The organism is Enterobacter sp. MGH85 (genome assembly GCF_001037655.1).
GTDB classification, from domain to species: domain Bacteria; phylum Pseudomonadota; class Gammaproteobacteria; order Enterobacterales; family Enterobacteriaceae; genus Enterobacter; species Enterobacter intestinihominis.
This window is the reverse complement of record NZ_KQ089925.1, coordinates 1,473,791-1,499,242: the sequence shown is the minus strand read 5'-3', so window position 1 is coordinate 1,499,242 and position 25,452 is coordinate 1,473,791. Positions and strand designations below refer to the sequence as shown.

Here is a 25,452-nt window from a genome sequence, read left to right as displayed (position 1 = left end):
CCGATGAAAACAAGGCTCACTCTCTCGCTGCTGGCTCTCTGTGTTTCTCATGGCGCGGCGGCAGCAAACTACGCGCTCAGTAACAACAATATTGCCCTTTCGTTTGATGATGCAAATGCAACGGTAGTAGTAACGGACAGCAAAGCTAACCATCCGCTCACGCCCCAGGAGTTGTTCTTTCTGACGCTGCCGGATGAAACAAAAATCCACACCGCTGATTTCAAAATCAAGCACGTCGAAAAGCAGGACAACGCGATAGTCATCGACTTTACGCATCCGGATTTTAACGTAACGGTGAAACTGAACTTGGTGAAGGGAAAATACGCCAGCATCGGCTACACCATCGCCGCCGTCGGGCAGCCGCGGGACGTAGCGAAAATGACCTTCTTCCCGACGAAGAAGCAGTCTCAGGCACCTTACGTTGACGGGGCGATTAACAGCTCGCCAATCGTGGCCGACTCGTTCTTCATCCTGCCAGACAAACCGATTGTGAATACTTACGCTTATGAAGCCACCACGAACCTCAACGTGGAGCTGAAAACGCCAATTCTGCCTGAGACACCGGTCAGTTTTACCACCTGGTTCGGCACTTTCCCGGAAACTAATCAGCTGCGGCGAAGCGTAAACCAGTTTATCGATGCCGTGCGCCCGCGGCCTTATAAGCCTTATCTGCACTACAACAGCTGGATGGACATTGGCTTCTTTACTCCTTACTCCGAGCAGGATGTCATTGGGCGGATGGACGAATGGAATAAAGAATTTATTGCCGGACGCGGGGTGGCGCTGGACGCGTTCCTGCTGGACGATGGCTGGGACGATCGCACCGGACGCTGGCTGTTTGGCCCGGCATTCAGCAACGGTTTTGGCAAAGTCAGGGAAAAAGCCGATAGCCTGCATAGCTCGGTTGGGCTGTGGCTTTCACCGTGGGGCGGTTACAACAAGCCGCGCGATATTCGCGTCTCGCATGCAAAAGAGTATGGTTTCGAAACCGTAGACGGCAAGCTGGCGCTGTCGGGGCCGAACTACTTTAAAAACTTTAACGATCAGATCATTAAGCTGATCAAAAACGAGCACATTACCTCGTTCAAACTCGACGGAATGGGTAACGCCAATTCGCATATCAAGGGCAGCCCATTTGCATCGGATTTTGACGCGTCCATTGCCCTGCTGCACAACATGCGCAGCGCAAACCCGAACCTGTTTATCAACCTGACCACCGGGACCGACGCGAGCCCGTCCTGGCTGTTCTATGCTGATTCAATCTGGCGTCAGGGCGATGATATCAACCTGTACGGTCCCGGCACGCCAGTGCAGCAGTGGATGACCTACCGGGATGCCGAAACTTATCGCTCCATCGTACGCAAAGGCCCGCTGTTCCCGCTGAACTCCCTGATGTACCACGGGATCGTCAGTGCAGAGAACGCTTACTATGGACTGGAGAAAGTACAAACGGACGGTGATTTTGCCGATCAGGTCTGGAGCTACTTCGCGACCGGAACTCAACTTCAGGAGCTGTACATCACGCCGTCCATGCTTAACAAGGCGAAGTGGGACACCCTGGCACAGGCGGCGAAGTGGTCGCGTGAGAATGCCAGCGTGCTGGTGGATACGCACTGGATTGGCGGTGACCCAACTTCGCTTGAGGTTTACGGCTGGGCCTCATGGAGTAAAGACAAAGCGATTTTTGGTTTACGCAACCCGTCGGATAAGCCGCAACGTTACTACCTGGATTTAACCAAAGATTTTGAGATCCCGGCAGGAGAGCGCTCGCAGTTTACCCTGAAAGCCGTGTACGGCAGTAATTCGACCGTACCAGAGGAATATAAAAACGCTGTGGTGATTACGCTGCAACCGCTGGAAACGCTGGTGTTTGAGGCGATTCCGGGAAAATAGTAAGGCTTTGACACGGTGTAGGCCGGGTAAGGCGAAGCCGTCACCCGGCAAAACAGGCGGCAGGGGCTTACTCCCCCTGCTGCTCCAGCGCATATTTATACAGCGCATTTTTCTTCACGCCGTGGATCTCCGCCGCCAGCGCCGCCGCTTTTTTCAGGGGCAGTTCAGCCTGTAGCAGGGTCAGCGTACGCAGCGCATCGGCAGGCAGGGCGTCTTCCTGCGCTTTATGCCCTTCGACAATCAGCACCATTTCGCCCTTGCGGCGGTTCTCATCCTCTTTCACCCACGCCAGCAGTTCGCCAACCGGCGCGCCGTGAATGGTTTCCCAGGTTTTGGTCAGCTCGCGCGCCAGCACCACGTAGCGGGATTCGCCCCAGACGGTAACCATATCCTCCAGGCTTTCCAGCAGGCGGTGGGTTGATTCGTAAAAAATCAGGGTACGCGGCTCTGCTTCCAGATCCTTTAACACGTCGCGACGGCCTTTGGATTTAGCAGGCAGGAAACCTTCGTAGCAGAAACGATCGGACGGCAGGCCCGCCGCACTTAATGCGGCAATAGCAGCACACGGCCCCGGCAGCGGCACAACGCGGATCCCTGCTTCACGGCAGGTGCGCACCAGATGGTAGCCCGGATCGTTGATAAGCGGCGTACCCGCATCGGAGACCAGCGCGATGTTCTGCCCTTCTTTCAACTTCGCCACCAGCGTTTCGGCTTTTTGTTGCTCATTGTGATCGTGCAGGGCAAACAAACGGGCGTTAATGGCAAAGTGCTGCAGCAGTAAACCGGTATGACGGGTGTCTTCAGCAGCAATTAAATCAACAGCTTGCAATACAGTGAGTGCACGTTGGGTAATATCAGACAAATTCCCGATAGGAGTAGGTACAATATAAAGCTGGCCTTGAGAATTATCTGCCGTTTCGTGTTGTTTCATTGTTTCGTCCGTATTGCCGATTTAATATTGAGCATTGCGTAAAAAAATCACTGGATACAGTATGGTACCGTTAACGTTTCTTCGAAAAAAAGCCGCGCACAGCGTGCCCCTCCTGCTGGCAGCCCTGATCTTTACCGGCTGCGGCACCCAGGCACCTGACCAGAGCACTGCTCATATGCAGGGATCCGCTCAGGCTGATTCTGGCTTTTATCTGCAACAAATGTCGCAGAGTTCAAATGATACCAGGATCAACTGGCAATTACTCGCCATTCGTGCACTGCTGAAGGAAGGAAAAACCCAGCAGGCCGCCGAGCTGTTCAGCCAGCTGCCGCAGGATCTTAACGACGATCAGCACCATGAGCAGACGCTGCTGTCGGCAGAACTGAAGGTCGCGCAGAAAGATTTCGACGGCGCGAAGAAGATCCTCGGCACTATCGAACTGAGCGCGCTGGATAAGAATCAGCAGGCCCGTTTCTGGCAGGCCGGTATCACCGCTGAGCAGGGTCGCCCCTCCCTGACGCTTCTCCGCGCGCTGATTGCCCAGGAGCCTCTGCTTGCGGGTGCGGACAAGCAGAAAAATATTGACGCAACCTGGCAGGCACTCGCCTCCATGACCCAGGATCAGGCCAGAGCGCTGGTGATCAACGCCGATGAAAATGTCCTGCAAGGCTGGCTGGATCTGCAACAGATGTGGTTCAACAACCGCAGCGATCCGAACATGCTGAAAGCCGGCATTACCGACTGGCAAAAGCGCTACCCGCAAAACCCGGGAGCAAAAATGCTGCCAACGCAGCTGGTGAACGTGCAAAACTTTAAGCCCGCCTCCACCAGCAAAATCGCCCTGCTGCTGCCGTTAAACGGCCAGGCAGCGGTGTTTGGCCGCGCCATTCAGCAAGGTTTTGAAGCCGCGAAAAACGGCACTACCGCCGTCACCGGCAGCGCCGTTCCGGCGCAGGCAGCACAGGCGGCGAATGTGAATGACGTCGTCAGTCCGTCAGCCGCCGAAACCAGCGACCTGACCACCGCGCAAACCCCTGCCCAGGGCACCATGCAGAATCCGGTTACCGCCCCAACGACGCAACCCGCTACCTCAGCGCCTGCGGCAACACAGGCCCCGGCTGAAACTCCGGCGCCCGCGACGGCAGAACAACCTCAGCCGCAAACCGCGCAGCCGGAACAGCAGCCAGCAGCCCAGCCGCAGGCTGTGGCCACCACCAGCGCTAACCCTGGTGCAGAGTTGAAAATCTACGACACCAGCGCCCAGCCGCTTGACCAGGTGCTGGCGCAGGTTCAGCAGGACGGGGCCAGCATCGTTGTCGGCCCGCTGTTGAAAAACAACGTGGAAGCGCTGATGAAGAGCAACACCACGCTGAACGTGCTGGCGCTTAACCAGCCTGAGCAGGTTCAGAACCGCGCCAATATCTGTTACTTCGCCCTCTCTCCGGAGGATGAAGCCCGCGATGCGGCCCGTCATATCCACGAGCAGGGCAAACAGGCGCCGCTGCTGCTGATCCCACGCAGCACGCTGGGCGACCGCGTTGCCAACGCCTTTGCGCAAGAGTGGCAGACCCTTGGCGGTGGCGTGGTGTTGCAGCAGAAATTTGGCTCAGCTTCCGAACTGAGAGCGGGCGTGAACGGCGGGGCAGGTATTGCCCTCAACGGTAGCCCGGTATCCGCCAGCCTGCCGCAGCAGCAGAGCGTCACCATCGGCGGTCTGACGATCCCAGCCCCTCCTACCGACGCGCAAATCAGCGGCGGCGGTAAAGTGGATTCGGCATACATCGTCGCTACGCCGGAAGAGATCGCCTTTATCAAACCAATGATCGCCATGCGTAACGGCAGCCAGAGCGGCGCAACGCTCTACGCCAGCTCCCGCAGCGCACAGGGTACCGCAGGCCCGGATTTCCGTCTGGAAATGGAAGGACTGCAATACAGCGAGATCCCTATGCTGGCAGGCAGCAACCCGCAGTTGATGCAGCAGGCGCTGGGCGCGGTGCGCAATGATTATTCCCTGGCGCGTCTGTACGCGATGGGCGTCGATGCCTGGGCGCTGGCAAACCACTTTACCCAGATGCGCCAGGTACCGGGCTTTGAGCTTAACGGGAATACCGGCGATCTGACCGCCGATCAGGATTGTGTGATTAACAGGAAGTTATCATGGCTCAAATACCAGCAGGGGCAGATCGTCCCGGCCAGTTAAGCCGCAAAGAGACCGGCGACGCGTGGGAGCTAAAAGCGCGCCGCTGGCTTGAAGGCAAAGGACTGCGCTTTGTCGCCGCCAACGTTCGCGGGCGCGGCGGCGAGATTGACCTGATTATGAAAGACGGTCAAACCATCGTGTTTGTTGAAGTACGCTACCGACAGTCGTCCCGTTTTGGCGGTGCTGCCGCCAGCGTGACGCTCGCCAAACAACAAAAATTATTACAGACTGCCCACTTGTGGCTTGCCCGCCATAATGGGAGTTTTGATACTGTGGATTGCCGTTTCGATGTGGTAGCCTTCACCGGAAATGCGATCGACTGGCTTAAAAACGCGTTTGGCGAAGACGCATAAATAAGATTTTAAAGGGATACCGTGCTCGAACGAATAAAAGTGTGCTTCACAGAAAGCATTCAAACGCAGATTGCCGCAGCGGAAGCCCTTCCGGACGCGATCTCGCGTGCAGCGATGACGCTGGTTCAGTCGCTGCTCAACGGCAACAAAATCCTCTGTTGTGGCAATGGCACGTCCGCCGCCAACGCACAGCATTTTGCTGCCAGCATGATCAATCGCTTCGAAACCGAGCGACCGAGTTTACCTGCCATTGCACTAAACACCGATAACGTGGTCTTAACTGCGATTGCCAACGATCGTCTGCATGACGAAATTTACGCCAAGCAGGTGCGCGCCTTAGGCCATGCCGGAGACGTGCTGCTGGCGATCTCCACGCGCGGTAACAGCCGGGATATCGTTAAGGCGGTTGAAGCGGCAGTAACCCGGGACATGACGATTGTCGCCCTGACCGGTTACGACGGCGGTGAGCTGGCTGGCCTGCTGGGGCCGCAGGATGTGGAGATCCGCATTCCTTCGCACCGTAGCGCCCGCATCCAGGAGATGCATATGCTCACGGTGAACTGCTTATGCGATCTGATCGATAACACGCTTTTCCCTCACCAGGATGATTAAGGAGTTCTCATGAAGGTTTTATCGGCCCTTGCAGTCGTGATGTCTGCATTACTGCTTCAGGGATGCATCGCTGCCGCTGTAGTCGGTACCGCAGCGGTCGGCACCAAAGCAGCGACCGATCCGCGTACCGTTGGGACGCAGGTGGATGACGGTACGCTTGAGCTGCGCGTAAACAGTGCGCTGTCGAAAGACGAACAGATCAAGAAGGAAGCACGCATTAACGTGACGGCTTATCAGGGTAAAGTTCTGCTGGCAGGCCAGGCGCCAACCCCTGAACTCGCCTCGCGCGCCAAACAGATCGCGATGGGCGTAGAAGGTACGGCGGAAGTGTTTAACGAGATCCGCCAGGGCCAGCCGATTGGTCTCGGCACCGCGTCATCTGATACCTGGATCACCACCAAAGTGCGTTCCCAGCTGCTGGGTACCGACCAGGTGAAATCCTCAAACGTGAAAGTAACCACGGAGAACGGCGAAGTGTTCCTGCTGGGCCTGGTGACAGAACGTGAAGGGAAAGCGGCGGCGGATATCGCCAGCCGGGTGAGCGGCGTGAAGCACGTCACCACCGCCTTTACTTATATCAAGTAATTCACACCTGACTGTAAGCCCGGTAAGCGCCAGCGCCACCGGGCTTTCTTTCACACCAGCGCCATACTCCCCACAATCACTCCGCTCAACGCCACCAGCCCCGCCGTCAGCCACAGCGCTTTCGCCGGGAATGACTTACGCAGCATGATCAGCGACGGCAGGCTCACCGCCGGCAGCGTGATGAGCAGCGCCAGCGCCGGTGCGGTACCCATGCCAGCCATCATCATGGTCTGAATAATCGGGATCTCCGCCGCGGTTGGGATCACAAACAGGCAACCGGCCACCGCCATCGCAATCACCCACATCAGCGTGTTGTCGATAGCGCCATCCGCATGCGGGAACAGCCAGACGCGCGCCGCCCCGAGCACCAGTACGGCCAGGATATAGACCGGGATTGTGCTCCAGAAAAGCTGCCACAGCGCTTTGCCCCAGCGAGCTAAGAAACTGCCCTGCGGATCGCTGAGGTCCAGCTCAACGGAGGCAGGCCCGGCCTCGTTGTCTTTCACCAGGTGCTGCACTAGCGTAGCGACAAGCACCACCGTCAGCAGGCCAGCCGCCAGACGGATAAACGCGAAATGCCAGCCGAGAACGAAGCCCATAAACACCAGCGTTGCCGGGTTCAGCAGGGGGTTACCCATCCAGAAGGCAAGCGCACCGCCCATCGACACGCGCTGTCGGCGCATACCCGCCGCCACCGGTGCAGCGCAGCAGGAGCACATCATGCCCGGCAGGGAGAAAATCGTTCCCAGCAGCGTGCCCTGCAAGCGCGGTTGTCCCAGGGTTTTTATCAGCCAGTTACGCGGGATAAGTACCTGAATCAGCGAGCCCAGCAATACGCCCAATACCGCCGCTTTCCAGACGGCAAGAAAATAGACCATTGCGTAATCCCACGCCGCGCGAAGCGGGCTGGAATCGGCCTGCGCGAGAATCGATTTACCGATGCTGTGGGTGTCGGCGGCGGTGAAGGCTTTACCGTAGTACGGCTGCCATTTCACATACCAGAGGCCAATGATGACCACGAGAAAGAAGAGTGCGGGCTTCCACCACTGAACAGGTGTTGCCGCCTGAGATGAAGACTGACCAGTCATACCATTCCCCGGAAGGTGTTATTTAATAAGCCGGGGAAGTTTACGCCTCGCCCTGCGCGATTTCACGCAGTTTTGCCGAAGGGATAATATTAACCCCCTCTTGCGACGGAGCCAGTGCCTCTTTCAGCATCGCCTGCGCGACATCCCGCGCCTCGATGGACTTCCAGTTACCTGGCAGGATGCGAAACAGCGGAGCGAAAAAAGACTCGTTAAAACGCCGTTCGTCGCGGTGGCCCATCAGCATGGAAGGCCGCACGATGGTCAGGCGCTCCCATTGCTGCGCGATTAACGCCTCTTCCATTTTGCCCTTCACCTGGTTGTAAAAAAACGGCGAGCCTGCGTTCGCGCCGTGCGCGCTGACCACCAGGAAATGCTTAGCACCCAGCTTCTTGGCCGTCAGGGCGGTATCTACCACCAGCGTGTAATCTGCATGGACAAAGGCTTCCTTACTGCCCGCTTCCCGTCGGGTGGTGCCAAGGCAGCAAAAGGCGATATCAATGGGATCCTGCACCTGCGCCAGCGCGTCGGTAAGCTGGGGATCGTGCGGGTTATAGACGCCGGTGATATCCAACAGCGGGCGACGCGTCGGGGCGGCGATATAGTTGATATGCCGATCCTGGATCAACAGCCGCAGCAAATGTCCACCCACCAGCCCGGTTGCGCCGGTAATCAGTACCTGACTCATCTTGTCCCCTTTACAGAATTGTCCGTTTGCGATCTGGGCCTGCTCTACCACACTTAAAAGTCTGTTACCGGTAAGTATTTACCACAAACGGGAAAAAAACAGTCTGAAGCGAAAACAACGGAGGAAGCATGGGTAAAAAAATCGCAGTCTTGATTACCGACGAGTTTGAAGATTCAGAATTTACGTCGCCAGCAGAGGCATTCCGCAAGGCGGGCCACGAGGTGGTCACCATCGAAAAAGAAGCGGGTAAAACCGTGAAGGGCCACAAGGGAGAAGCCAGCGTGACCATTGACGAATCCATTGATAACGTCAGCCCGTCGGATTTCGACGCCCTGCTGTTACCGGGCGGCCATTCACCGGATTCCCTGCGCGGGGACGAGCGTTTCGTCACCTTTACCCGTGACTTCGTCGGCACCGGTAAACCGGTGTTTGCCATTTGCCACGGCCCGCAGCTGCTGATCAGCGCCGAGGTGGTACGCGGGCGTAAGCTCACCGCGGTGAAACCGATCGTTATTGATCTGAAAAACGCCGGTGCCGAGTTCTACGATCAGGAAGTGGTGAACGATAACGATCAGCTGATCACCAGCCGTACGCCGGACGATCTTCCAGCGTTTAACCGCGAAGCGCTACGCCTGCTCGGTGCGTAACCAGTGCAGCTTCTTGCCAAAGCCCAGGGTGTTGTCGGTAAATTTCAGCTCATCGAGGCGGATTTCCCACACCGGGGCTTTTAGCGCTGCGGCCACCGGGAAGCGGCGCGTATAGCGTTTACGCTGGGCGTCGCTTTCCTCACCTTCCAGGCGACGAATTTCGCCTTTGAACTGGACCCCGCGGATCAGCGCAACGGTTTTAGGCTGACCATTTACCGTGCCCGCCACTTTTGCCTGTTGGCCCGTCATCTGCGCATGCCGCGTTTTGTCTTCGCTCATCACGTAAAAGGCCACGCGCTCGGGATCGTAGTAATAAAAGGCATTTGCGCACCACATCTCCTCGTCTTTACAGACGCACCAGGTCACAACATGCTGCTTTGCCAGCCAGCGGTTAATGGCGGCCAGTGTTTCCATTTTCGCTCTCTCTCATGCTATGGTGCGTTCACCTTAACATACTGAATCTGTTTACCGTGTGCTGGTTTCTCTATCTTGTCCGAACCCCTGATAACGCACTCTACACCGGGATCACTACCGATGTGGCACGGCGTTTTTTACAACATCAAACGGGAAAAGGGGCGAAAGCACTGCGGGGGAAAGGTGAACTTCAGCTGGCGTTTTCAGCCGCCGTGGGCGACAGATCCCTGGCGCTCAGGCTGGAATACCGCATCAAGCAGCTGACGAAGCGCCAGAAAGAGCGTCTCGTCAACGGGGACGGCTCTTTCGAGGCGCTACGCGAAAGCCTGCTTAAAAACGATTGAAATGATCGTGGTACTCCACCAGACCGGTAACCCCATCGAGCGAATCGTCCGCCAGAGGATGTACCAGGAAAGATGTTTCCGTGCCTGGCCAGTGGCAGCGCAGATCGTATCTGGACGCTGGCTCAAAGCCTAAACGCTCGTAGAACGCCGGATCGCCCAGAACGACGACAGCGGCATAGCCGAATTCATTCAGGGAATCCAGCCCTTCATAGACCAGCTGGCGTGCCAGGCCCTGTCCACGGTAGTTTTCATCCACCGCCAGCGGCGCCATGCCGACCCACTGTAACTCTTCGCCCTGCACAATCACCGGACTGAACGCCACGTAGCCGACCACCTGCCCCTCATCGTCGGTGGCAACCAGGCCCAGCGTAATCAGGCCATCTTCGCGAAGATCGTGAACCAGTTGAGCTTCGGCGTCGCCTGCAAAAGAGCGGCGTAACAACGCATCGATACCCGGCGCATCAATCCCAATTTCGACTCGAATCAGCATGGTTCACCTACTGAAGTGTGTTTACTGTCCGGCGGGGTTTTTAGCCCGGCCTCAACGAAATCTGCCATTTGCATCAACATCATACGCAGTGCGTTCGGCATCTGCTCCAGCTCAATGGCATCCATTAAATTTTTGACGTACAGACCGAGCTCCGTGTCGCCTTCAATCACCAGACGACGCTGGAAGAAAAGGGTGTCCGGATCCTGTTTGCGCGCGGCGATCATCAGCAGATCGCTGGCATCCGCGCTAAAGCTGACATCCGCCTCGGCGGTTTCACGGACGATAAGCCGATCGTTCTCTACGGAAGTAAACCAGCGCAACCCGATATCGCGTACTTCAATCTTTAACCAGCGGCCTTCCAGAAACTCAAGCTCACCGTCCTGTAGCGCCTGGCGGAACTGCCAGCTCAGTACCTGTTCCAGCACCTGGCGTTTAAGCGCGAACGGCGCCAGTTTTACCGGCACGCTCAGCATTGATGGGCCAAATTGTACGAGACGTGAACGCAGTTTATCCAGCACGAGCTTTACTCCCTGATAGCTATAGTCCTGCTATTTTGCCATATCCCGACAAGAAGATAGCGGCGTAAATCAACAAACCGTTGTCCGGTATACCTCATTATTGGTGCCATCAATACGCCATTAGCTGCCTTAAATCAAAAATTGTCGCGTATGGGTTAATTAAAATCCCAGCTCGTTAACATTTTTTACGATCCCTGCGATCGACAACATCGGGATAAATTATGGAGCTGCTCTGCCCTGCCGGAAACCTTCCGGCGCTTAAGGCGGCCATCGAAAATGGGGCCGATGCGGTCTATATCGGGCTGAAAGATGATACCAATGCCCGCCATTTTGCGGGTCTTAACTTTACGGAGAAAAAGCTTCAGGAAGCCGTTAACTTCGTTCACCAGCACCGGCGCAAACTGCACATCGCCATCAATACCTTTGCCCATCCTGATGGCTACGCCCGCTGGCAGCGCGCCGTGGATATGGCGGCCCAGCTGGGCGCCGATGCGTTGATCCTGGCCGACCTCGCTATGCTTGAGTATGCGGCAGAACGTTATCCGCATATTGAGCGCCACGTCTCTGTTCAGGCATCGGCCACCAATGAAGAGGCCGTGCGTTTTTATCATCGACACTTTGACGTGGCTCGCGTGGTGCTGCCGCGCGTGCTCTCTATTCATCAGGTTAAGCAACTGGCGCGCGTCACGCCAGTGCCGCTGGAGGTTTTTGCCTTCGGCAGCCTGTGCATCATGGCCGAAGGCCGCTGCTATCTTTCTTCCTATCTTACCGGGGAATCGCCAAATACCGTCGGTGCCTGCTCGCCTGCCCGCTTCGTTCGCTGGCAGCAAACGCCGCAGGGACTGGAGTCGCGCCTGAATGATGTGTTAATCGACCGCTATCAGGACGGTGAAAACGCGGGCTACCCGACGCTGTGCAAAGGCCGCTATCTGGTGGACGGCGAGCGCTACCACGCGCTGGAGGAGCCCACCAGCCTCAACACGCTGGAGCTGCTGCCGGAACTGCTGGCCGCCAACATTGCCTCGGTGAAAATCGAAGGCCGCCAGCGTAGCCCGGCCTACGTGAGCCAGGTGGCGAAGGTGTGGCGTCAGGCCATCGACCGCTGCATGGCGGACCCGCAAAACTACGCCCCGCAGGCGGCCTGGATGGAGACGCTCGGCGCGATGTCCGAAGGCACGCAAACCACGCTCGGCGCGTATCACCGTAAATGGCAGTGAGATAATCATGAAATATTCATTAGGGCCGGTGCTTTACTACTGGCCAAAAGAGACGCTGGAAGTTTTTTACCAGCAGGCGGCTAACAGCAGCGCCGATGTGATTTACCTCGGCGAAGCGGTGTGCAGCAAGCGCCGCGCCACCAAAGTGGGCGACTGGCTGGATATGGCGAAAAGCCTGGCCGGCAGCGGCAAGCAGGTGGTGCTCTCGACGCTGGCGCTGGTGCAGGCGTCCTCTGAACTGGGCGAGCTGAAGCGCTACGTCGAAAACGGTGAGTTCCTGCTGGAGGCGAGCGACCTGGGCGTGGTGAACATGTGCGCCGAGCGTAAGCTGCCGTTTGTCGCCGGACATGCGCTGAACTGCTATAACGCGGTGACCTTGCGCCTGCTGCTCAAACAGGGGATGACACGCTGGTGCATGCCGGTTGAGCTCTCCCGCGACTGGCTGGTCAACCTGCTAAATCAGTGTGACGAGCTGGGCATTCGCAATCAGTTTGAAGTCGAAGTGCTGAGCTACGGCCATCTGCCGCTGGCCTACTCTGCCCGCTGCTTCACCGCGCGTTCCGAAGATCGCCCGAAAGACGAGTGTGAAACCTGCTGCATTAAGTACCCGAACGGACGCAGCATGCTGTCACAGGAGAATCAGCAGGTGTTTGTCCTCAACGGCATTCAGACTATGAGCGGTTACGTCTATAACCTCGGCAACGAGCTGGCGTCAATGCATGGGCTGGTGGATATGGTGCGTCTTTCGCCGCTCGATACCGGCGTGTTCACCATGCTGGACGCCTTCCGTGCCAACGAAAACGGCGCCTCGCCGCTGCCGCTGACGGCAAACAGCGACTGCAACGGTTACTGGAAACGTCTCGCCGGGCTGGAATTGCAGGGGTAAAAAAGCTCACTTTGTTAACAACGGTTATCATTTTTTAATGCAGTATTAAAGATTGACCGTCGACAAAGTGAGCTGTTATGACTGACAAAACCATTCCGTTTTCGGTGCTGGATCTGGCACCGATTCCACAAGGCTCCTCGGCAAGAGAAGCCTTTTCGCACTCTCTGGATCTGGCTCAGCTTGCCGAAAAACGTGGCTATCACCGCTACTGGCTGGCGGAGCATCATAATATGGTGGGCATCGCCAGCGCCGCCACCTCAGTACTGATTGGCTATCTGGCGGCGAATACCACTACTTTGCACCTTGGCTCCGGTGGCGTGATGCTGCCGAACCATGCCCCGCTGGTGATTGCCGAGCAGTTCGGGACGCTGAATACCCTTTATCCGGGCCGTATTGATCTAGGGCTTGGCCGCGCGCCGGGCAGCGACCAGCCGACCATGCGCGCCCTGCGTCGCCATATGAGCGGCGATATCGATAACTTCCCGCGCGATGTGGCCGAGCTGGTGGACTGGTTTGACGCGCGGGATCCGAACCCGCACGTGCGTCCTGTGCCGGGGTACGGGGAAAAGATCCCGGTATGGCTGTTAGGCTCAAGTCTGTACAGCGCACAGCTTGCCGCTCAGCTGGGGCTGCCGTTCGCGTTCGCTTCCCACTTCGCACCGGATATGCTGCATCAGGCTCTGCATCTCTACCGCACAAACTTCAAGCCTTCCGAGCGTCTTGAGAAGCCGTATGCGATGGTGTGCATCAATATCATTGCCGCCGACAGCAACCGCGACGCGGAATTCCTGTTTACCTCCATGCAGCAGGCGTTTGTGAAGCTGCGTCGCGGCGAGACGGGCCAGTTGCCGCCACCGGTAGAAAATATGCATCAGCTGTGGTCGGCCTCCGAGCAGTATGGCGTGCAGCAGGCCCTGAGCATGTCGCTGGTGGGTGATAAGGCGAAGGTGCGTCACGGTCTGGAGGCAGTGCTACGAGAAACGCAGGCGGATGAAATTATGGTCAACGGCCAGATTTTCGATCATCAGGCGCGTTTGCATTCATTTGATCTGGCGATGCAGGTGAAAGAGGAGTTGGTGGGGTAGTTTTTTGCCGGATGGCGGCTTCGCCTTATCCGGCCTACGCGATCCCTGTAGGCCCGGTAAGCGTAGCGCCACCGGGCTTTCTGTTTACTGATACACAGGCAACAGATTAAAACTCGACAACATGTGCACCACCGCGTTGCCGATACCAAATACCAGGATCAGCGCAATCATCGGTTTTCCGCCCCACACGCGGAATTTCGGGCTGCCGAAGCGCTTACGTGATTTACGCGCCAGCAGCGCCGGTACAATCGCCGCCCAGATGGTAGCCGCCAGTCCTGCATAGCCGATGGCGTACAGGAAACCGTTCGGCCACAGCAGGCCGCCCACAATCGGCGGCAGGAAGGTTAACAGCGCCGTTTTGAAGCGCCCCATCGCAGAGTCATCAAAACCAAACAGATCTGCCAGGTAGTCAAACAGGCCCAGCGTCACGCCGAGAAATGAGCTCGCCACCGCAAAGTTAGAGAAGACCACCAGAAGCAGATCCAGACTGCGACTGTTCAGCACGCCACTCAGCGCCTGTACCAGCACATCAATGTTACCGCCCTTCTGCGCAATGCCGATAAATTCCGGACGCGGGATGTTACCCATCGTCCCCAGCAGCCAGATCAAATACAGCCCCAGCGCCAGCAGCGTGCCGTAAATCAGGCATTTCACGATGGTGCGCGGATCCTTGCCGTAGTACTTCATCAGGCTCGGTACGTTGCCGTGGTAGCCGAACGACGCCAGACAGAATGGCAACGTCATAAGCAGGTATGGCGTGTAGGAGGTGTTCACTTCCGCAACGTTAAACAGCGTGGCCGGCGTGACGTGCCCCAGCAGGCTGCCGAAGGTCAGGAAGAAGGTGATGACCTTGGCGCCCAGCACGATCGCCGTCATGCGGCTGACCGCTTTGGTACTCATCCAGACGATAAACGCCACGCCCAGCGCGAAGCAGAGACCCGCCAGACGCGCCGGAACGTTCAGCGACATCTCGGAGAAGGTGTGATGCAGAATCGACCCGCTCGCTGAAATGTACGCGTAGGTCAGGATATAGAGTACAAACGCGATGGACAACCCGTTCACCAGGTTCCAGCCTTTGCCCAGCAGATCTCGGGTGATGGTGTCGAAGCTGGAGCCAATGCGGTAGTTCAGGTTTGCTTCAAGGATCATCAGCCCGGAATGGAGCATGCAGAACCAGGTGAAAACCAGCGCCGCCAGCGACCAGAAGAACCACGCACCGGACATAACCACTGGCAGGGAGAACATCCCGGCACCAATAATGGTTCCGCCGATGATCACCACGCCGCCAAGCAGCGAAGGTGACGTTTGGGTGGTGGTTAGTGTTGCCATGCGGCCTTATCTCCAGTCAAAAATGTGGTGTGCATTTTAATGTGATGCACTGTACCAGTACAAGAGTACAAAAGGAATAAAAAAAGCCCCGATAACAACTATCGGGGCTGTATATTTTACTTTACGTCAAAAGCGAAAAGGCTTACGCGTCACCGGAACGACGACGGCTGGTGCCTTCTTCGCGGCGTGGGCCACGATTTTCACGGCGCTCGCCGGAGAAACGACGAGGTTCGCCAGTGCGACCTTCGCTACGACCGCCTTCACGACGCTCGCCACCGAAGCTGCGACCACCGCCACGGCGTTCGCCACCGCGGTCAGAGCGAGGCTGTGCATCACCCATCAGTTGCATGTTCATTGGCTTGTTCAGAATGCGGGTGCGAGTAAAGTGCTGCAGTACTTCGCCCGGCATGCCTTTTGGCAGCTCGATCGTTGAGTGTGAACCGAACAGCTTGATGTTACCGATGTAACGGCTGCTGATGTCGCCTTCATTAGCGATCGCGCCAACGATGTGACGAACTTCAACACCATCATCACGGCCCACTTCAATGCGATACAGTTCCATTTCGCCAGCGTCACGACGCTCGCGACGTGGACGGTCTTCACCACCACGCTCTGGACGGTCACCGCGTGGACCACGGTCGTTACGGTCGCCACGACGTTCGAAACGATCGTCACGGTCACGGAACTCACGCTTAGGACGCATCGGTGCATCAGGTGGCACGATCAGGCTACGTTCGCCCTGCGCCATTTTCAGCAGTGCTGCGGCCAGTGTTTCCATGTCCAGCTCTTCGCCTTCAGCGACAGGCTGGATCTGGGACAGCAGCGCACGGTACTGATCCAGATCGCTGCTTTCCAGCTGCTGCTGTACTTTCGCGGCGAATTTTTCCAGACGGCGTTTGCCCAGCAGTTCTGCGTTTGGCAGCTCAGCTTCTGGAATGGTCAGCTTCATGGTGCGTTCAATGTTACGCAGCAGACGACGCTCGCGGTTCTCAACGAACAGCAGCGCACGGCCCGCACGACCCGCACGACCGGTACGGCCGATACGGTGAACGTAAGACTCGGAGTCCATTGGGATATCGTAGTTTACAACCAGGCTGATACGCTCAACGTCCAGACCACGTGCTGCCACGTCGGTTGCAATCAGGATATCCAGACGACCGTCTTTCAGACGCTCCAGAGTCTGCTCACGCAGCGCCTGGTTCATGTCGCCGTTCAGCGCTGCGCTGTTGTAGCCGCTACGCTCCAGCGCTTCAGCAACTTCCAGGGTCGCGTTTTTGGTACGTACGAAGATAATCGCCGCATCAAAATCTTCCGCTTCCAGGAAACGGACCAGCGCTTCGTTTTTGCGCATGCCGTATACAGACCAGTAGCTCTGGCTGATGTCCGGGCGAGTGGTCACGCTAGACTGAATACGCACTTCCTGCGGCTCTTTCATGAAGCGGCGGGTAATGCGACGGATCGCTTCTGGCATGGTTGCAGAGAACAGAGCGGTCTGATGACCTTCCGGGATCTGCGCCATGATGGTTTCAACGTCTTCGATGAAGCCCATACGCAGCATTTCATCTGCTTCATCCAGTACTAGGCCGCTCAGCTTAGAGAGGTCCAGGGTACCGCGCTTCAGGTGATCCAGCAGACGGCCCGGCGTACCGACAACAATCTGTGGGCCCTGGCGCAGGGCGCGTAACTGCACGTCATAACGCTGGCCGCCGTACAGGGCTACCACGTTTACGCCGCGCATATGTTTAGAGAATTCCGTCATTGCTTCAGCAACCTGAACAGCCAGTTCACGGGTTGGAGCCAGGACGAGGATCTGCGGCGCACGCAGGTCCGGATCAATGTTGTTCAGCAGCGGCAGCGAGAATGCTGCGGTTTTACCGCTACCGGTCTGGGCCATGCCCAGCACGTCACGACCAGAAAGCAGGTGTGGGATACACTCAGCCTGGATCGGAGATGGTTTTTCGTAACCCAGATCGTTAAGGGCTTCAAGGATAGGAGCCTTCAGGCCCAGATCTGCAAAAGTGGTTTCGAATTCAGCCATGTAGTACAAGTGCCTCGATATTAATGGCGGCCAGTCTACTTAGCTCATCGTGAAAATGATTAGCAATTTTCATTGAAAAGTGTGAACCGGCTCAAATTAGGTGTATTGACGAACAACAACGCCCTCACCAGTGAAGGTGATGGCAATCAAAAGATTACGGGCTGATGTTTATGTCGTCAGCTATTGCTGGTCCGATTCTGCCAGGTCGTCTTGCTCCTGGCCCAAGAGCGATAATTCCAACAATGCATAACGGTGCTCAACGAAGTTATGTACGTTGTTAGCAACCGCTAATTTGAACAGTGCCGTAGCGCTGTCCATATCCCCCAGACTTAGGTAGTACTTACCTAAATAGAAGTTGGTTTCACTGAGATGCTCAGCGAGCGAGGTGTTATCCGTTGCGTCCGCCTTGAGGCGTTCCATCAGCGTTGCTTCGCTAATGTTGCCCAGGTAGAACTCGACAATGTTCCATCCCCACTGTTCCTTGTCCGATTTCTCGAAGCGCTGTTTCAGTGCTTCTTTGGCCTGCTTCTCATCGAGCTTCTGCTCAACGATGTAAAGCCACAGGCTGCGGAAAGGATCATTAGGATCGTCTTGATAAAACGCCAGCAGATCATCTTGCGCTAACTTATCACGACCGCCGTAATACAATGCGATACCGCGATTCAAGTGCGCGTAGTTGTAAGTTGGATCAAGCTCAAGTACAGAATCAAACGCTTCATAGGCAGCATCAAAATTGCCTGCCTGCGTTAAATAAATGCCTAAGTAATTGAATACTTCAGGCATATCAGGTCGAATTGCCAGCGCTTGTGAAAAATCATTTCGCGCTAATGCCCTCAGACCGAGACTATCATACAACACTCCGCGCTCATATAAAAGCTGTGCGCGTTCGTCATCGGTTAAAGCCCGACTGGCAAGTATTTGTTCCATGCGTGCCAGAATCACTTCCTGCTGCAAAGTCGGTTGCAATGGCACTGCGAGGACTTCGCTCTTACGCCAGGCAGAGTTGCTGCATCCTGCCAGCGTTAAAGCTGTCGCAACGAAACACCAGCGCAAAAAAGGCTTCATTTCCCACTCCCGAAGACAACTATTGGATGAACGTCCTGTCCCCCGGCGGCTTAACAAGGCGTCCTGCCTGATAATAAGCCCTCCGCCTGCGCGGAGGGCAAATGGCAACCTTACTCGCCTTGCTGTTCAGCAGCCGGAGCTTCCGGCGCCGCAGCAGGCTGAGACTGCTCGGTTGCTTCTTTAATGCTCAGACGGATACGGCCCTGGCGGTCAACTTCCAGAACTTTCACCGGTACTTCCTGACCCATTTGCAGGTAATCGGTCACTTTCTCAACGCGCTTGTCAGCGATCTGAGAGATATGTACCAGACCTTCTTTACCGCCACCGATGGCAACGAATGCACCAAAGTCAACGATACGGGTCACTTTACCATTGTAGATACGGCCCACTTCGATTTCTGCTGTAATCTCTTCGATACGGCGGATAGCATATTTCGCTTTCTCACCGTCGGTTGCTGCGATTTTCACAGTACCGTCATCTTCGATTTCGATGGTGGTGCCCGTTTCTTCGGTCAGTGCACGGATAACAGAACCGCCCTTACCGATAACATCTTTGATCTTGTCTGGATTGATCTTGATGGTGTGAATACGCGGAGCGAATTCAGAGATATCACCGCGTGGTGCGTTGATAGCCTGTTCCATCACGCCCAGAATGTGCAGACGCGCACCTTTAGCCTGGTTCAGAGCAACCTGCATGATCTCTTTGGTGATACCTTCAATTTTGATATCCATCTGCAGGGCAGAGATACCGTCGCGGGAACCCGCCACTTTGAAGTCCATATCACCCAGGTGATCTTCGTCACCCAGAATGTCAGACAGAACAACGAAGTTGTCGCCTTCTTTCACCAGACCCATTGCGATACCCGCAACGGCGGCTTTGATCGGCACGCCTGCATCCATCAGCGCCAGAGAGGCACCACACACGGAAGCCATGGAAGAAGAACCGTTGGATTCAGTGATTTCAGACACGACACGTACGGTGTACGGGAATTTGTCTGCTTCTGGCATTACTGCCAGCACGCCGCGCTTCGCCAGACGACCGTGACCAATTTCACGACGCTTCGGTGAGCCAACCATACCGGTCTCGCCCACAGAGTACGGAGGGAAGTTGTAGTGGAACAGGAAGCTGTCAGTGCGCTCGCCCATCAGTTCATCGATGTTCTGTGCGTCACGTGCAGTACCCAGGGTAGCGGTAACCAGCGCCTGGGTTTCACCACGGGTGAACAGCGCGGAACCGTGAGTACGTGGCAGCACGCCAGTACGCACATCCAGACCACGGATCATGTCCTTTTCACGGCCATCAATACGCGGCTCGCCTGCCAGTACGCGACTACGAACAACGTTTTTCTCGATAGCGTGCAGGATTTCGCTCAGCTCGTTAGCGTCCAGCGTTTCGTCTTCCGCGATCAGGGTTGCGATGGTTTCATCTTTGATCACGTCAACCTGAGCATAACGCTCCTGTTTGTCTGTAATGCGATATGCATCGCTCAGACGAGATTCTGCCAGTGCAGCTACGCGTGCGTTCAGCGCGTCGTTTACCGCTTCTGGCTGCCAGTCCCAACGTGGTTTACCAGCTTCTTTCACCAGGTCGTTGATGTTCTGGATAACAATCTGCTGCTGGTCGTGGCCGAAGACCACTGCGCCCAGCATCTGGTCTTCACTCAGCAGTTCTGCTTCAGATTCAACCATCAGAACTGCTGCTTCAGTACCGGCAACAACCAGGTCCAGCTTACTCTCTTTCAGCTCTTCCTGAGTTGGGTTCAGCACGTACTGGTCGTTGATGTAACCGACGCGCGCGGCACCGATTGGGCCATTGAATGGGATACCAGACAGTGACAGGGCAGCAGACGCACCGATCATCGCTACGATGTCCGGGTTAACCTGTGGGTTAACGGAAACAACGGTTGCGATAACCTGCACTTCATTGACGAAACCTTCCGGGAACAGCGGACGAACCGGGCGGTCAATCAGACGCGCGATCAGGGTTTCGCCTTCGCTTGGACGGCCTTCACGACGGAAGAAGCCACCCGGGATTTTACCGGCAGCGTAGGTACGCTCCTGGTAGTTCACGGTCAGTGGGAAGAAGTCCTGACCTGGTTTAGCTTTTTTCTGGCCAACTACGGTAACGAATACAGCAGTGTCATCCATGCTTACCATTACGGCAGCAGTAGCCTGACGAGCCATCATGCCGGTTTCCAGCGTGACGGTATGCTGACCATACTGGAATTTACGAACGATCGGATTCAGCAAAATTCTGTCCTTTCTTAAATGTTTGAAAGCACACCTCAGGTGTGCTGACGATTTAACCCGACCTTCTTCGCATCCTCGCGACTAATGACAACCGACACCCCCATGGGTGAAGCCTCTCATTAGCCGCGCGAACCTCTGCAATGAAGATCATTTATAGCAACAATACAATAGTTTCCCCTGAATTGCTGCCGTCTGGTTGAAAAAAGGGGCCATCAGGCCCCCTTTTCTGAAACTCGCAAGAATTAGCGACGCAGACCCAGACGCTCGATCAGCGCGGTGTAGCGTGCAACATCTTTACGCTTCAGGTAGTCGAGCAGTTTACGACGCTGAGAAACCATACGCAGCAGACCACGACGGCTGTGGTGATCTTTTTTGTGCTCTGCAAAGTGACCCTGCAGGTGGTTAATCTGTGCAGTCAGCAGTGCAACCTGAACTTCGGTAGAACCGCTGTCGTTAGTACCACGACCAAACTCAGAAACGATTTTAGCTTTAGCTTCAACGCTTAGAGACATTTTCAAACTCCAAAGTATAAAGAATGTAAGGATGCCGATCTCTAATTCAGCTATCCCATGTACGCCCCGCAGATTGTTAAACAATTTACCAGGCGTTAAGCGGCGATATTCTACTCGTCTCCCCTGCTTATCGCAAGGTGAGGCGTTATCACCGTCACGCTTCGACCGGGTATTCGACGACCAGACGACGCGGGGCAACGCGCCCTTCACCGTCCATTTCGCCCATCCCGATAAACTTGCCTTCCTCCCCTTCCGTCACACGGACCAGGCCCTCAAGCGGCGCCCCCGTTGTGCGGACCGGGTTTCCGTTCTTAAAATAAACGGACGATGTTAAAGGAAGATTAACAACCGGGAAATCTGCTGCCGGACTGTCCATTGGCATCAGCAGCGGATCCAGCAGATCTGCCGGCGCAATTCCCTGCGCTTGCGCCTGTTCAGCCAGGGCGTGCAGATGCTCAAGCGTTACCATACGTTCGACCGGATACTTGCTGACCGCCAGACGACGCAGATAAATCACATGCGCGCCGCAGCCCAGCTTTTCACCGAGGTCGTCAATGATGGTGCGGATGTAGGTCCCTTTCGAGCAGTGCACTTCCAGCTCCAGCTCATCACCTTCGTGGCGAATGAACAACAGCTCATACACGGTAATCGGACGGGCTTCACGCGGAACGTCAATGCCCTGACGCGCATATTCGTAAAGCTTCTTGCCCTGATATTTCAACGCCGAATACATCGACGGCACCTGCATTGTGTCGCCCCGGAAGCTCTCCAGCGCCGCATCAAGTTGCTCTGCGCTGAAGGTTACCGGACGCTCTTCAACGACCTGACCATCCGCATCGGAAGTGTCCGTGCGCTGGCCCAGTTTGGCAATCACGCGGTAGCGCTTATCGGAATCCAGCAGATACTGGGAAAACTTTGTCGCTTCACCCAGGCAGATCGGGAGCATCCCGGTTGCCAGCGGATCCAGCGCGCCGGTGTGCCCCGCGCGATTGGCGTTATAAATACGCTTTACTTTTTGCAGCACGTCGTTGCTGGATGCGCCCTGTGGTTTATCCAGCAACAGCACGCCATGCACGTCACGACCGCGACGACGAGGACGACTCATCAGTCCTCCTTGCTGTCGTCCGCCGGGTTAACACGACGCTCATCGTCATGTTTCACCACGCTGGTCACCAGGTTGGACATACGCATACCCTCAACCAGCGAGTTGTCGTAGAAGAAGGTCAGCTCCGGCACAATACGCAGACGCATCGCTTTGCCAAGCAGAGAGCGGATGAAACCAGAGGCTTCCTGCAGCGCTTTAATGCCGTTCTTCACGGCGTCTTCATCCTGGTCATTCAGGAATGTCACAAACACTTTGGCGTACGCCAGGTCGCGGGACATTTCCACGCCAGACACGGTGGTCATCATCCCCACGCGTGGATCTTTGATTTCACGTTGCAGAATGAGAGCGATCTCTTTCTGCATCTCCTGCGCGACGCGCTGTGGGCGACCAAATTCTTTCGCCATAATAAATTCTCCAGACAAAAAAGGGGCTTAAGCCCCTTTTTAAAATTACTGCCGGGTGGCGCTTCGCTTACCCGGCCTACGCTAATTAATCTTCAGTTGACGAAGATTACGCGATGGTACGCTGAATTTCGATGATCTCGAACACTTCGATCATATCGCCAACGCGAACGTCGTTGTAGTTCTTAACACCGATACCACATTCCATGCCGTTACGAACTTCGTTAACGTCATCTTTGAAGCGGCGCAGGGATTCCAGCTCACCTTCGTAGATAACCACGTTGTCGCGCAGTACGCGGATTGGGTTGTGACGCTTAATGGTCCCTTCGGTAACCATACAGCCCGCGATCGCACCGAATTTCGGTGATTTGAACACGTCACGTACTTCAGCCAGACCGATGATCTGCTGTTTCAGCTCAGGAGACAGCATGCCGCTCATCGCTGCTTTCACTTCGTCAATCAGGTTATAGATGACGGAGTAGTAACGCAGATCCAGGCTTTCAGCATCGATAACTTTACGCGCAGATGCGTCAGCACGAACGTTGAAGCCAACCAGGATAGCGTTGGACGCGGCTGCCAAGGTTGCGTCGGTTTCGGTGATACCACCTACGCCAGAACCGATGATCTTCACTTTCACTTCGTCGGTAGACAGTTTCAGCAAGGAGTCGGAGATCGCTTCCACAGAACCCTGTACGTCCGCTTTCAGAACGATGTTCACTTCGTGAACTTCGCCTTCAGTCATGTTGGCGAACATGTTCTCGAGTTTAGATTTCTGCTGGCGAGCCAGTTTCACCTCACGGAATTTACCCTGACGATACAGCGCCACTTCACGTGCTTTCTTCTCGTCACGTACCACGGTTACTTCGTCACCGGCAGCCGGAACACCGGACAGGCCGAGGATTTCCACTGGGATGGACGGACCCGCTTCCAGCACTTCCTGACCCAGTTCGTTACGCATCGCACGAACGCGACCGTATTCGAAACCACACAGAACGATGTCGCCCTTGTGCAGAGTACCTTCGCGAACCAGAACGGTTGCAACCGGACCACGACCTTTATCCAGGAAGGATTCGATTACCGCGCCGCTCGCCATACCTTTACGAACCGCTTTCAGCTCCAGAACTTCAGCCTGAAGCAGGATAGCGTTCAGCAGGTCGTCGATACCGGTACCTGCTTTTGCAGATACAGGGATGAACTGCGCTTCACCGCCCCACTCTTCCGGCATAACGCCGTACTGTGACAGTTCGTTCTTAACGCGATCCATATCGGCTTCTGGCTTATCGATTTTGTTGACTGCAACAACCAAAGGCACCTGCGCCGCTTTCGCGTGCTGGATAGCTTCAATGGTCTGTGGCATCACGCCATCATCGGCAGCAACAACCAGAACAACGATATCCGTTGCCTGAGCACCACGAGCACGCATTGAGGTAAACGCTGCGTGGCCTGGGGTATCCAGGAAGGTGATCATGCCGTTTTCGGTTTCTACGTGGTAAGCACCGATATGCTGGGTAATACCACCCGCTTCGCCGGAGGCAACCTTAGTAGAACGAATGTAGTCAAGCAGAGAGGTTTTACCGTGGTCAACGTGACCCATGATGGTCACAACCGGTGCGCGCGGTTCAGCCGCTGCGCCCGTATCACGGTCGCTCATTACTGCTTCTTCCAGCTCGTTTTCACGACGCAGGATAACTTTGTGGCCCATCTCCTCGGCAACCAGCTGTGCGGTTTCCTGGTCGATGACCTGGTTGATGGTGGCCATTGCGCCCAGCTTCATCATCGCTTTGATGACCTGAGAGCCTTTCACCGCCATCTTGTTAGCCAGTTCGCCAACGGTGATGGTTTCGCCGATCACAACGTCACGGTTAACGGCCTGAGCTGGCTTCTGGAAGCCCTGCTGCAGAGCGGAACCTTTACGCTTACCGCCTTTACCACCGCGAACCGCTGCACGTGCTTCTTCACGGTCAGCTTTAGATTCAGCGTGCTTGTTACCTTTTTTCGCAGGACGCGCCGCTTTTGTACTGCGAGTACGGCCACGACCACCTTCAACTTCACGGTCGTTATCGTCTTCTGCCTGGCGCGCATGCTGAGAAGTGGTTACGTGATAATCGCTGTTGTCTTCAGTTGGTTCAGCGGTATTCACACCGTTCTTCTCGTTTTCTTCTGCCATGCGACGCGCTTCTTCGGCGACGCGGCGAGCTTCTTCTTCAAGCTTGCGGCGGGCTTCTTCTTCCGCTTTACGCTTCAGCTCGGCAGCTTCATTTTCACGGCGGGCTTTTTCAGCCTGGGCAGTTTTGGTCATTTCGTCGGTCTGTTGATTGCTCACTTTGTCTTTTTCCGCAGCGTCACGCTTCGCTTTTTCACCGGCGTCGCGTTTCGCTTTTTCTGCGGCCTCACGTTCAGCTTTTAATTCTGCTTCGCGTTTGGCAGTGGCTTCTGCCTCACGCTGAGCTTGTTCTTCCGCTTCACGCTGTGCCTGCTCTTCCGCAGCAAGGCGTTCTGCCTCTTGCGGATCACGTTTTACAAAGGTGCGCGTCTTGCGGACTTCAATTTGTACCGATTTGCTTTTGCCACCGGTACCAGGGATGTTCAACGTGCTACGCGTTTTGCGCTGCAGCGTTAACTTGTCAGGCGTAGAGCCGTGTTCACGGTTCAGGTGCGCTAACAAGGTTTGTTTTTCTTGCGCGGTCACCGAGTCATCAGCGGCCTTCGGGATCCCTGCATCAGCAAATTGCTGTACCAGGCGGTCCACGGAGGTCTGAATCTCAGCAGCCAGCGATTTTACAGTTACATCAGTCATGCTGTTCC

25 protein-coding genes are annotated in these 25,452 nt (G+C 55.9%); 10 read left to right on the top strand and 15 right to left on the bottom strand.

Annotated features, from left to right (window positions below; genetic code table 11):
* Positions 1–3 precede the first annotated feature (3 nt).
* Positions 4–1,893 carry an alpha-galactosidase gene (locus SK51_RS07075; protein ID WP_023307052.1) on the top strand — a complete coding sequence of 630 codons (1,890 nt, stop codon included), beginning with the start codon at positions 4–6 and terminating at the stop codon, positions 1,891–1,893.
* A 67-nt stretch (positions 1,894–1,960) separates the two neighbouring features.
* Here SK51_RS07075 and rsmI read toward each other — a convergent pair whose 3' ends face one another.
* Positions 1,961–2,824, bottom strand: coding sequence for a 16S rRNA (cytidine(1402)-2'-O)-methyltransferase (gene rsmI, locus SK51_RS07070; RefSeq protein ID WP_023307053.1), 864 nt, complete (start codon positions 2,822–2,824; stop codon positions 1,961–1,963).
* Positions 2,825–2,885: 61 nt separating this feature from the next.
* On the opposite strand from rsmI, the gene SK51_RS07065 reads away from it, so the two are divergent.
* From SK51_RS07065 to dolP, 4 genes are read left to right on the top strand one after another with little or no spacing between them, the layout of a single operon-like run.
* Positions 2,886–5,024 carry a penicillin-binding protein activator gene (locus SK51_RS07065; protein ID WP_023307054.1) on the top strand — a complete coding sequence of 713 codons (2,139 nt, stop codon included), beginning with the start codon at positions 2,886–2,888 and terminating at the stop codon, positions 5,022–5,024.
* A complete protein-coding gene (locus tag SK51_RS25170) occupies positions 4,982–5,377 on the top strand; it encodes a YraN family protein (RefSeq protein WP_022649504.1) in 396 nt (131 codons plus the stop codon). The genes SK51_RS07065 and SK51_RS25170 overlap by 43 nt, the downstream gene beginning before the upstream one ends.
* 21 nt (positions 5,378–5,398) lie before the next feature.
* Positions 5,399–5,989, top strand: coding sequence for a DnaA initiator-associating protein DiaA (gene diaA / locus SK51_RS25165; protein WP_003861754.1), 591 nt, complete (start codon positions 5,399–5,401; stop codon positions 5,987–5,989).
* Positions 5,990–5,998: 9 nt separating this feature from the next.
* Positions 5,999–6,574 carry a division/outer membrane stress-associated lipid-binding lipoprotein gene (gene dolP, locus SK51_RS07050; protein ID WP_022649505.1) on the top strand — a complete coding sequence of 192 codons (576 nt, stop codon included), beginning with the start codon at positions 5,999–6,001 and terminating at the stop codon, positions 6,572–6,574.
* 50 nt (positions 6,575–6,624) lie between these two features.
* Here the strand turns inward: dolP and SK51_RS07045 are convergent, their stop codons facing one another.
* Positions 6,625–7,662: a permease gene (locus tag SK51_RS07045; protein ID WP_023307055.1), complete on the bottom strand. Its 1,038-nt coding sequence runs from the start codon at positions 7,660–7,662 to the stop codon at positions 6,625–6,627.
* 40 nt (positions 7,663–7,702) lie between these two features.
* Positions 7,703–8,347 (bottom strand): NAD(P)H-binding protein, encoded by a 645-nt coding sequence (locus tag SK51_RS07040; protein WP_022649507.1) that lies wholly within the window; start codon positions 8,345–8,347, stop codon positions 7,703–7,705.
* 128 nt (positions 8,348–8,475) lie between these two features.
* Between SK51_RS07040 and SK51_RS07035 the strand changes: the two genes are divergently transcribed.
* A complete protein-coding gene (locus SK51_RS07035) occupies positions 8,476–8,994 on the top strand; it encodes a type 1 glutamine amidotransferase domain-containing protein (protein WP_015571965.1) in 519 nt (172 codons plus the stop codon).
* Here the strand turns inward: SK51_RS07035 and SK51_RS07030 are convergent.
* The gene (locus SK51_RS07030; protein WP_022649508.1) at positions 8,974–9,408 is read right to left on the bottom strand and encodes a YhbP family protein; all 435 of its coding nucleotides are present in this window, start codon (positions 9,406–9,408) and stop codon (positions 8,974–8,976) included. The two genes, SK51_RS07035 and SK51_RS07030, sit on opposite strands and share 21 nt — an antisense overlap.
* 14 nt (positions 9,409–9,422) lie before the next feature.
* Here SK51_RS07030 and SK51_RS07025 point away from each other — a divergent pair, with 14 nt between their 5' ends.
* Positions 9,423–9,752 carry a GIY-YIG nuclease family protein gene (locus SK51_RS07025; protein WP_023307056.1) on the top strand — a complete coding sequence of 110 codons (330 nt, stop codon included), beginning with the start codon at positions 9,423–9,425 and terminating at the stop codon, positions 9,750–9,752.
* Here SK51_RS07025 and SK51_RS07020 read toward each other — a convergent pair.
* A complete protein-coding gene (locus SK51_RS07020) occupies positions 9,739–10,242 on the bottom strand; it encodes a GNAT family N-acetyltransferase (protein ID WP_022649509.1) in 504 nt (167 codons plus the stop codon). The two genes, SK51_RS07025 and SK51_RS07020, sit on opposite strands and share 14 nt — an antisense overlap.
* Positions 10,236–10,760, bottom strand: coding sequence for a ubiquinone anaerobic biosynthesis accessory factor UbiT (ubiT, locus tag SK51_RS07015; RefSeq protein WP_023307057.1), 525 nt, complete (start codon positions 10,758–10,760; stop codon positions 10,236–10,238). The genes SK51_RS07020 and ubiT overlap by 7 nt, the downstream gene beginning before the upstream one ends.
* Positions 10,761–10,981: 221 nt before the next feature.
* On the opposite strand from ubiT, the gene ubiU reads away from it, so the two are divergent.
* From ubiU to SK51_RS07000, 3 genes are all read left to right on the top strand, one after another.
* Complete coding sequence (gene ubiU, locus SK51_RS07010) at positions 10,982–11,977, top strand: ubiquinone anaerobic biosynthesis protein UbiU (RefSeq protein WP_003861773.1); 996 nt, start codon at positions 10,982–10,984, stop codon at positions 11,975–11,977.
* A 7-nt stretch (positions 11,978–11,984) separates the two neighbouring features.
* Positions 11,985–12,863 (top strand): U32 family peptidase, encoded by an 879-nt coding sequence (locus SK51_RS07005; RefSeq protein ID WP_023307058.1) that lies wholly within the window; start codon positions 11,985–11,987, stop codon positions 12,861–12,863.
* A gap of 77 nt (positions 12,864–12,940) precedes the next feature.
* Positions 12,941–13,948, top strand: a complete 1,008-nt coding sequence (locus SK51_RS07000) for a luciferase-like monooxygenase (RefSeq protein WP_023307059.1) — start codon at positions 12,941–12,943, stop codon at positions 13,946–13,948.
* Between the two features lie 84 nt (positions 13,949–14,032).
* Here SK51_RS07000 and mtr read toward each other — a convergent pair whose 3' ends face one another.
* The 9 genes from mtr to infB all read right to left on the bottom strand — a co-directional run bounded on the left by mtr (position 14,033) and on the right by infB (position 25,444).
* Positions 14,033–15,277 (bottom strand): tryptophan permease, encoded by a 1,245-nt coding sequence (mtr, locus tag SK51_RS06995; RefSeq protein WP_023307060.1) that lies wholly within the window; start codon positions 15,275–15,277, stop codon positions 14,033–14,035.
* 142 nt (positions 15,278–15,419) lie between these two features.
* Positions 15,420–17,315: a DEAD/DEAH family ATP-dependent RNA helicase gene (locus SK51_RS06990; protein ID WP_048206627.1), complete on the bottom strand. Its 1,896-nt coding sequence runs from the start codon at positions 17,313–17,315 to the stop codon at positions 15,420–15,422.
* Complete coding sequence (yrbN, locus tag SK51_RS25160; protein ID WP_097397692.1) at positions 17,308–17,388, bottom strand: protein YrbN; 81 nt, start codon at positions 17,386–17,388, stop codon at positions 17,308–17,310. Before yrbN ends, SK51_RS06990 begins: the two co-directional genes overlap by 8 nt.
* Positions 17,389–17,495: 107 nt before the next feature.
* Positions 17,496–18,380 carry a lipoprotein NlpI gene (gene nlpI / locus SK51_RS06985; protein ID WP_003861782.1) on the bottom strand — a complete coding sequence of 295 codons (885 nt, stop codon included), beginning with the start codon at positions 18,378–18,380 and terminating at the stop codon, positions 17,496–17,498.
* A 110-nt stretch (positions 18,381–18,490) separates the two neighbouring features.
* Positions 18,491–20,629: a polyribonucleotide nucleotidyltransferase gene (pnp, locus tag SK51_RS06980; protein ID WP_022649515.1), complete on the bottom strand. Its 2,139-nt coding sequence runs from the start codon at positions 20,627–20,629 to the stop codon at positions 18,491–18,493.
* A gap of 242 nt (positions 20,630–20,871) precedes the next feature.
* On the bottom strand, positions 20,872–21,141 hold the full coding sequence (gene rpsO, locus SK51_RS06975; protein ID WP_003861789.1) for a 30S ribosomal protein S15: 270 nt from the start codon (positions 21,139–21,141) through the stop codon (positions 20,872–20,874).
* 154 nt (positions 21,142–21,295) lie between these two features.
* On the bottom strand, positions 21,296–22,246 hold the full coding sequence (gene truB, locus SK51_RS06970; protein WP_023298718.1) for a tRNA pseudouridine(55) synthase TruB: 951 nt from the start codon (positions 22,244–22,246) through the stop codon (positions 21,296–21,298).
* Positions 22,246–22,650 (bottom strand): 30S ribosome-binding factor RbfA, encoded by a 405-nt coding sequence (gene rbfA, locus SK51_RS06965; protein ID WP_003861793.1) that lies wholly within the window; start codon positions 22,648–22,650, stop codon positions 22,246–22,248. The genes truB and rbfA overlap by 1 nt, the downstream gene beginning before the upstream one ends.
* Positions 22,651–22,756: 106 nt before the next feature.
* Positions 22,757–25,444, bottom strand: a complete 2,688-nt coding sequence (infB, locus tag SK51_RS06960; protein ID WP_022649517.1) for a translation initiation factor IF-2 — start codon at positions 25,442–25,444, stop codon at positions 22,757–22,759.
* Between the last annotated feature and the right edge of the window lie 8 nt (positions 25,445–25,452).

Excerpts from the sequence above, each read along its gene's own strand:
- SK51_RS07005 (WP_023307058.1), top strand. The coding sequence starts at position 11,985 with ATGAAATATTCATTAGGGCCGGTGCTTTACTACTGGCCAAAAGAGACG.
- SK51_RS25170 (WP_022649504.1), top strand. The coding sequence starts at position 4,982 with ATGGCTCAAATACCAGCAGGGGCAGATCGTCCCGGCCAGTTAAGCCGC.
- SK51_RS07045 (WP_023307055.1), bottom strand. The coding sequence starts at position 7,662 with ATGACTGGTCAGTCTTCATCTCAGGCGGCAACACCTGTTCAGTGGTGG.
- rpsO (WP_003861789.1), bottom strand. The coding sequence starts at position 21,141 with ATGTCTCTAAGCGTTGAAGCTAAAGCTAAAATCGTTTCTGAGTTTGGT.
- SK51_RS07035 (WP_015571965.1), top strand. The coding sequence starts at position 8,476 with ATGGGTAAAAAAATCGCAGTCTTGATTACCGACGAGTTTGAAGATTCA.
- SK51_RS06990 (WP_048206627.1), bottom strand. The coding sequence starts at position 17,315 with ATGGCTGAATTCGAAACCACTTTTGCAGATCTGGGCCTGAAGGCTCCT.
- truB (WP_023298718.1), bottom strand. The coding sequence starts at position 22,246 with ATGAGTCGTCCTCGTCGTCGCGGTCGTGACGTGCATGGCGTGCTGTTG.
- nlpI (WP_003861782.1), bottom strand. The coding sequence starts at position 18,380 with ATGAAGCCTTTTTTGCGCTGGTGTTTCGTTGCGACAGCTTTAACGCTG.
- SK51_RS07000 (WP_023307059.1), top strand. The coding sequence starts at position 12,941 with ATGACTGACAAAACCATTCCGTTTTCGGTGCTGGATCTGGCACCGATT.
- SK51_RS07065 (WP_023307054.1), top strand. The coding sequence starts at position 2,886 with ATGGTACCGTTAACGTTTCTTCGAAAAAAAGCCGCGCACAGCGTGCCC.
- mtr (WP_023307060.1), bottom strand. The coding sequence starts at position 15,277 with ATGGCAACACTAACCACCACCCAAACGTCACCTTCGCTGCTTGGCGGC.
- yrbN (WP_097397692.1), bottom strand. The coding sequence starts at position 17,388 with ATGAAAATTGCTAATCATTTTCACGATGAGCTAAGTAGACTGGCCGCC.
- ubiU (WP_003861773.1), top strand. The coding sequence starts at position 10,982 with ATGGAGCTGCTCTGCCCTGCCGGAAACCTTCCGGCGCTTAAGGCGGCC.
- infB (WP_022649517.1), bottom strand. The coding sequence starts at position 25,444 with ATGACTGATGTAACTGTAAAATCGCTGGCTGCTGAGATTCAGACCTCC.
- rsmI (WP_023307053.1), bottom strand. The coding sequence starts at position 2,824 with ATGAAACAACACGAAACGGCAGATAATTCTCAAGGCCAGCTTTATATT.
- rbfA (WP_003861793.1), bottom strand. The coding sequence starts at position 22,650 with ATGGCGAAAGAATTTGGTCGCCCACAGCGCGTCGCGCAGGAGATGCAG.
- SK51_RS07030 (WP_022649508.1), bottom strand. The coding sequence starts at position 9,408 with ATGGAAACACTGGCCGCCATTAACCGCTGGCTGGCAAAGCAGCATGTT.
- SK51_RS07025 (WP_023307056.1), top strand. The coding sequence starts at position 9,423 with ATGCTATGGTGCGTTCACCTTAACATACTGAATCTGTTTACCGTGTGC.
- SK51_RS07020 (WP_022649509.1), bottom strand. The coding sequence starts at position 10,242 with ATGCTGATTCGAGTCGAAATTGGGATTGATGCGCCGGGTATCGATGCG.
- SK51_RS07040 (WP_022649507.1), bottom strand. The coding sequence starts at position 8,347 with ATGAGTCAGGTACTGATTACCGGCGCAACCGGGCTGGTGGGTGGACAT.
- dolP (WP_022649505.1), top strand. The coding sequence starts at position 5,999 with ATGAAGGTTTTATCGGCCCTTGCAGTCGTGATGTCTGCATTACTGCTT.
- SK51_RS07075 (WP_023307052.1), top strand. The coding sequence starts at position 4 with ATGAAAACAAGGCTCACTCTCTCGCTGCTGGCTCTCTGTGTTTCTCAT.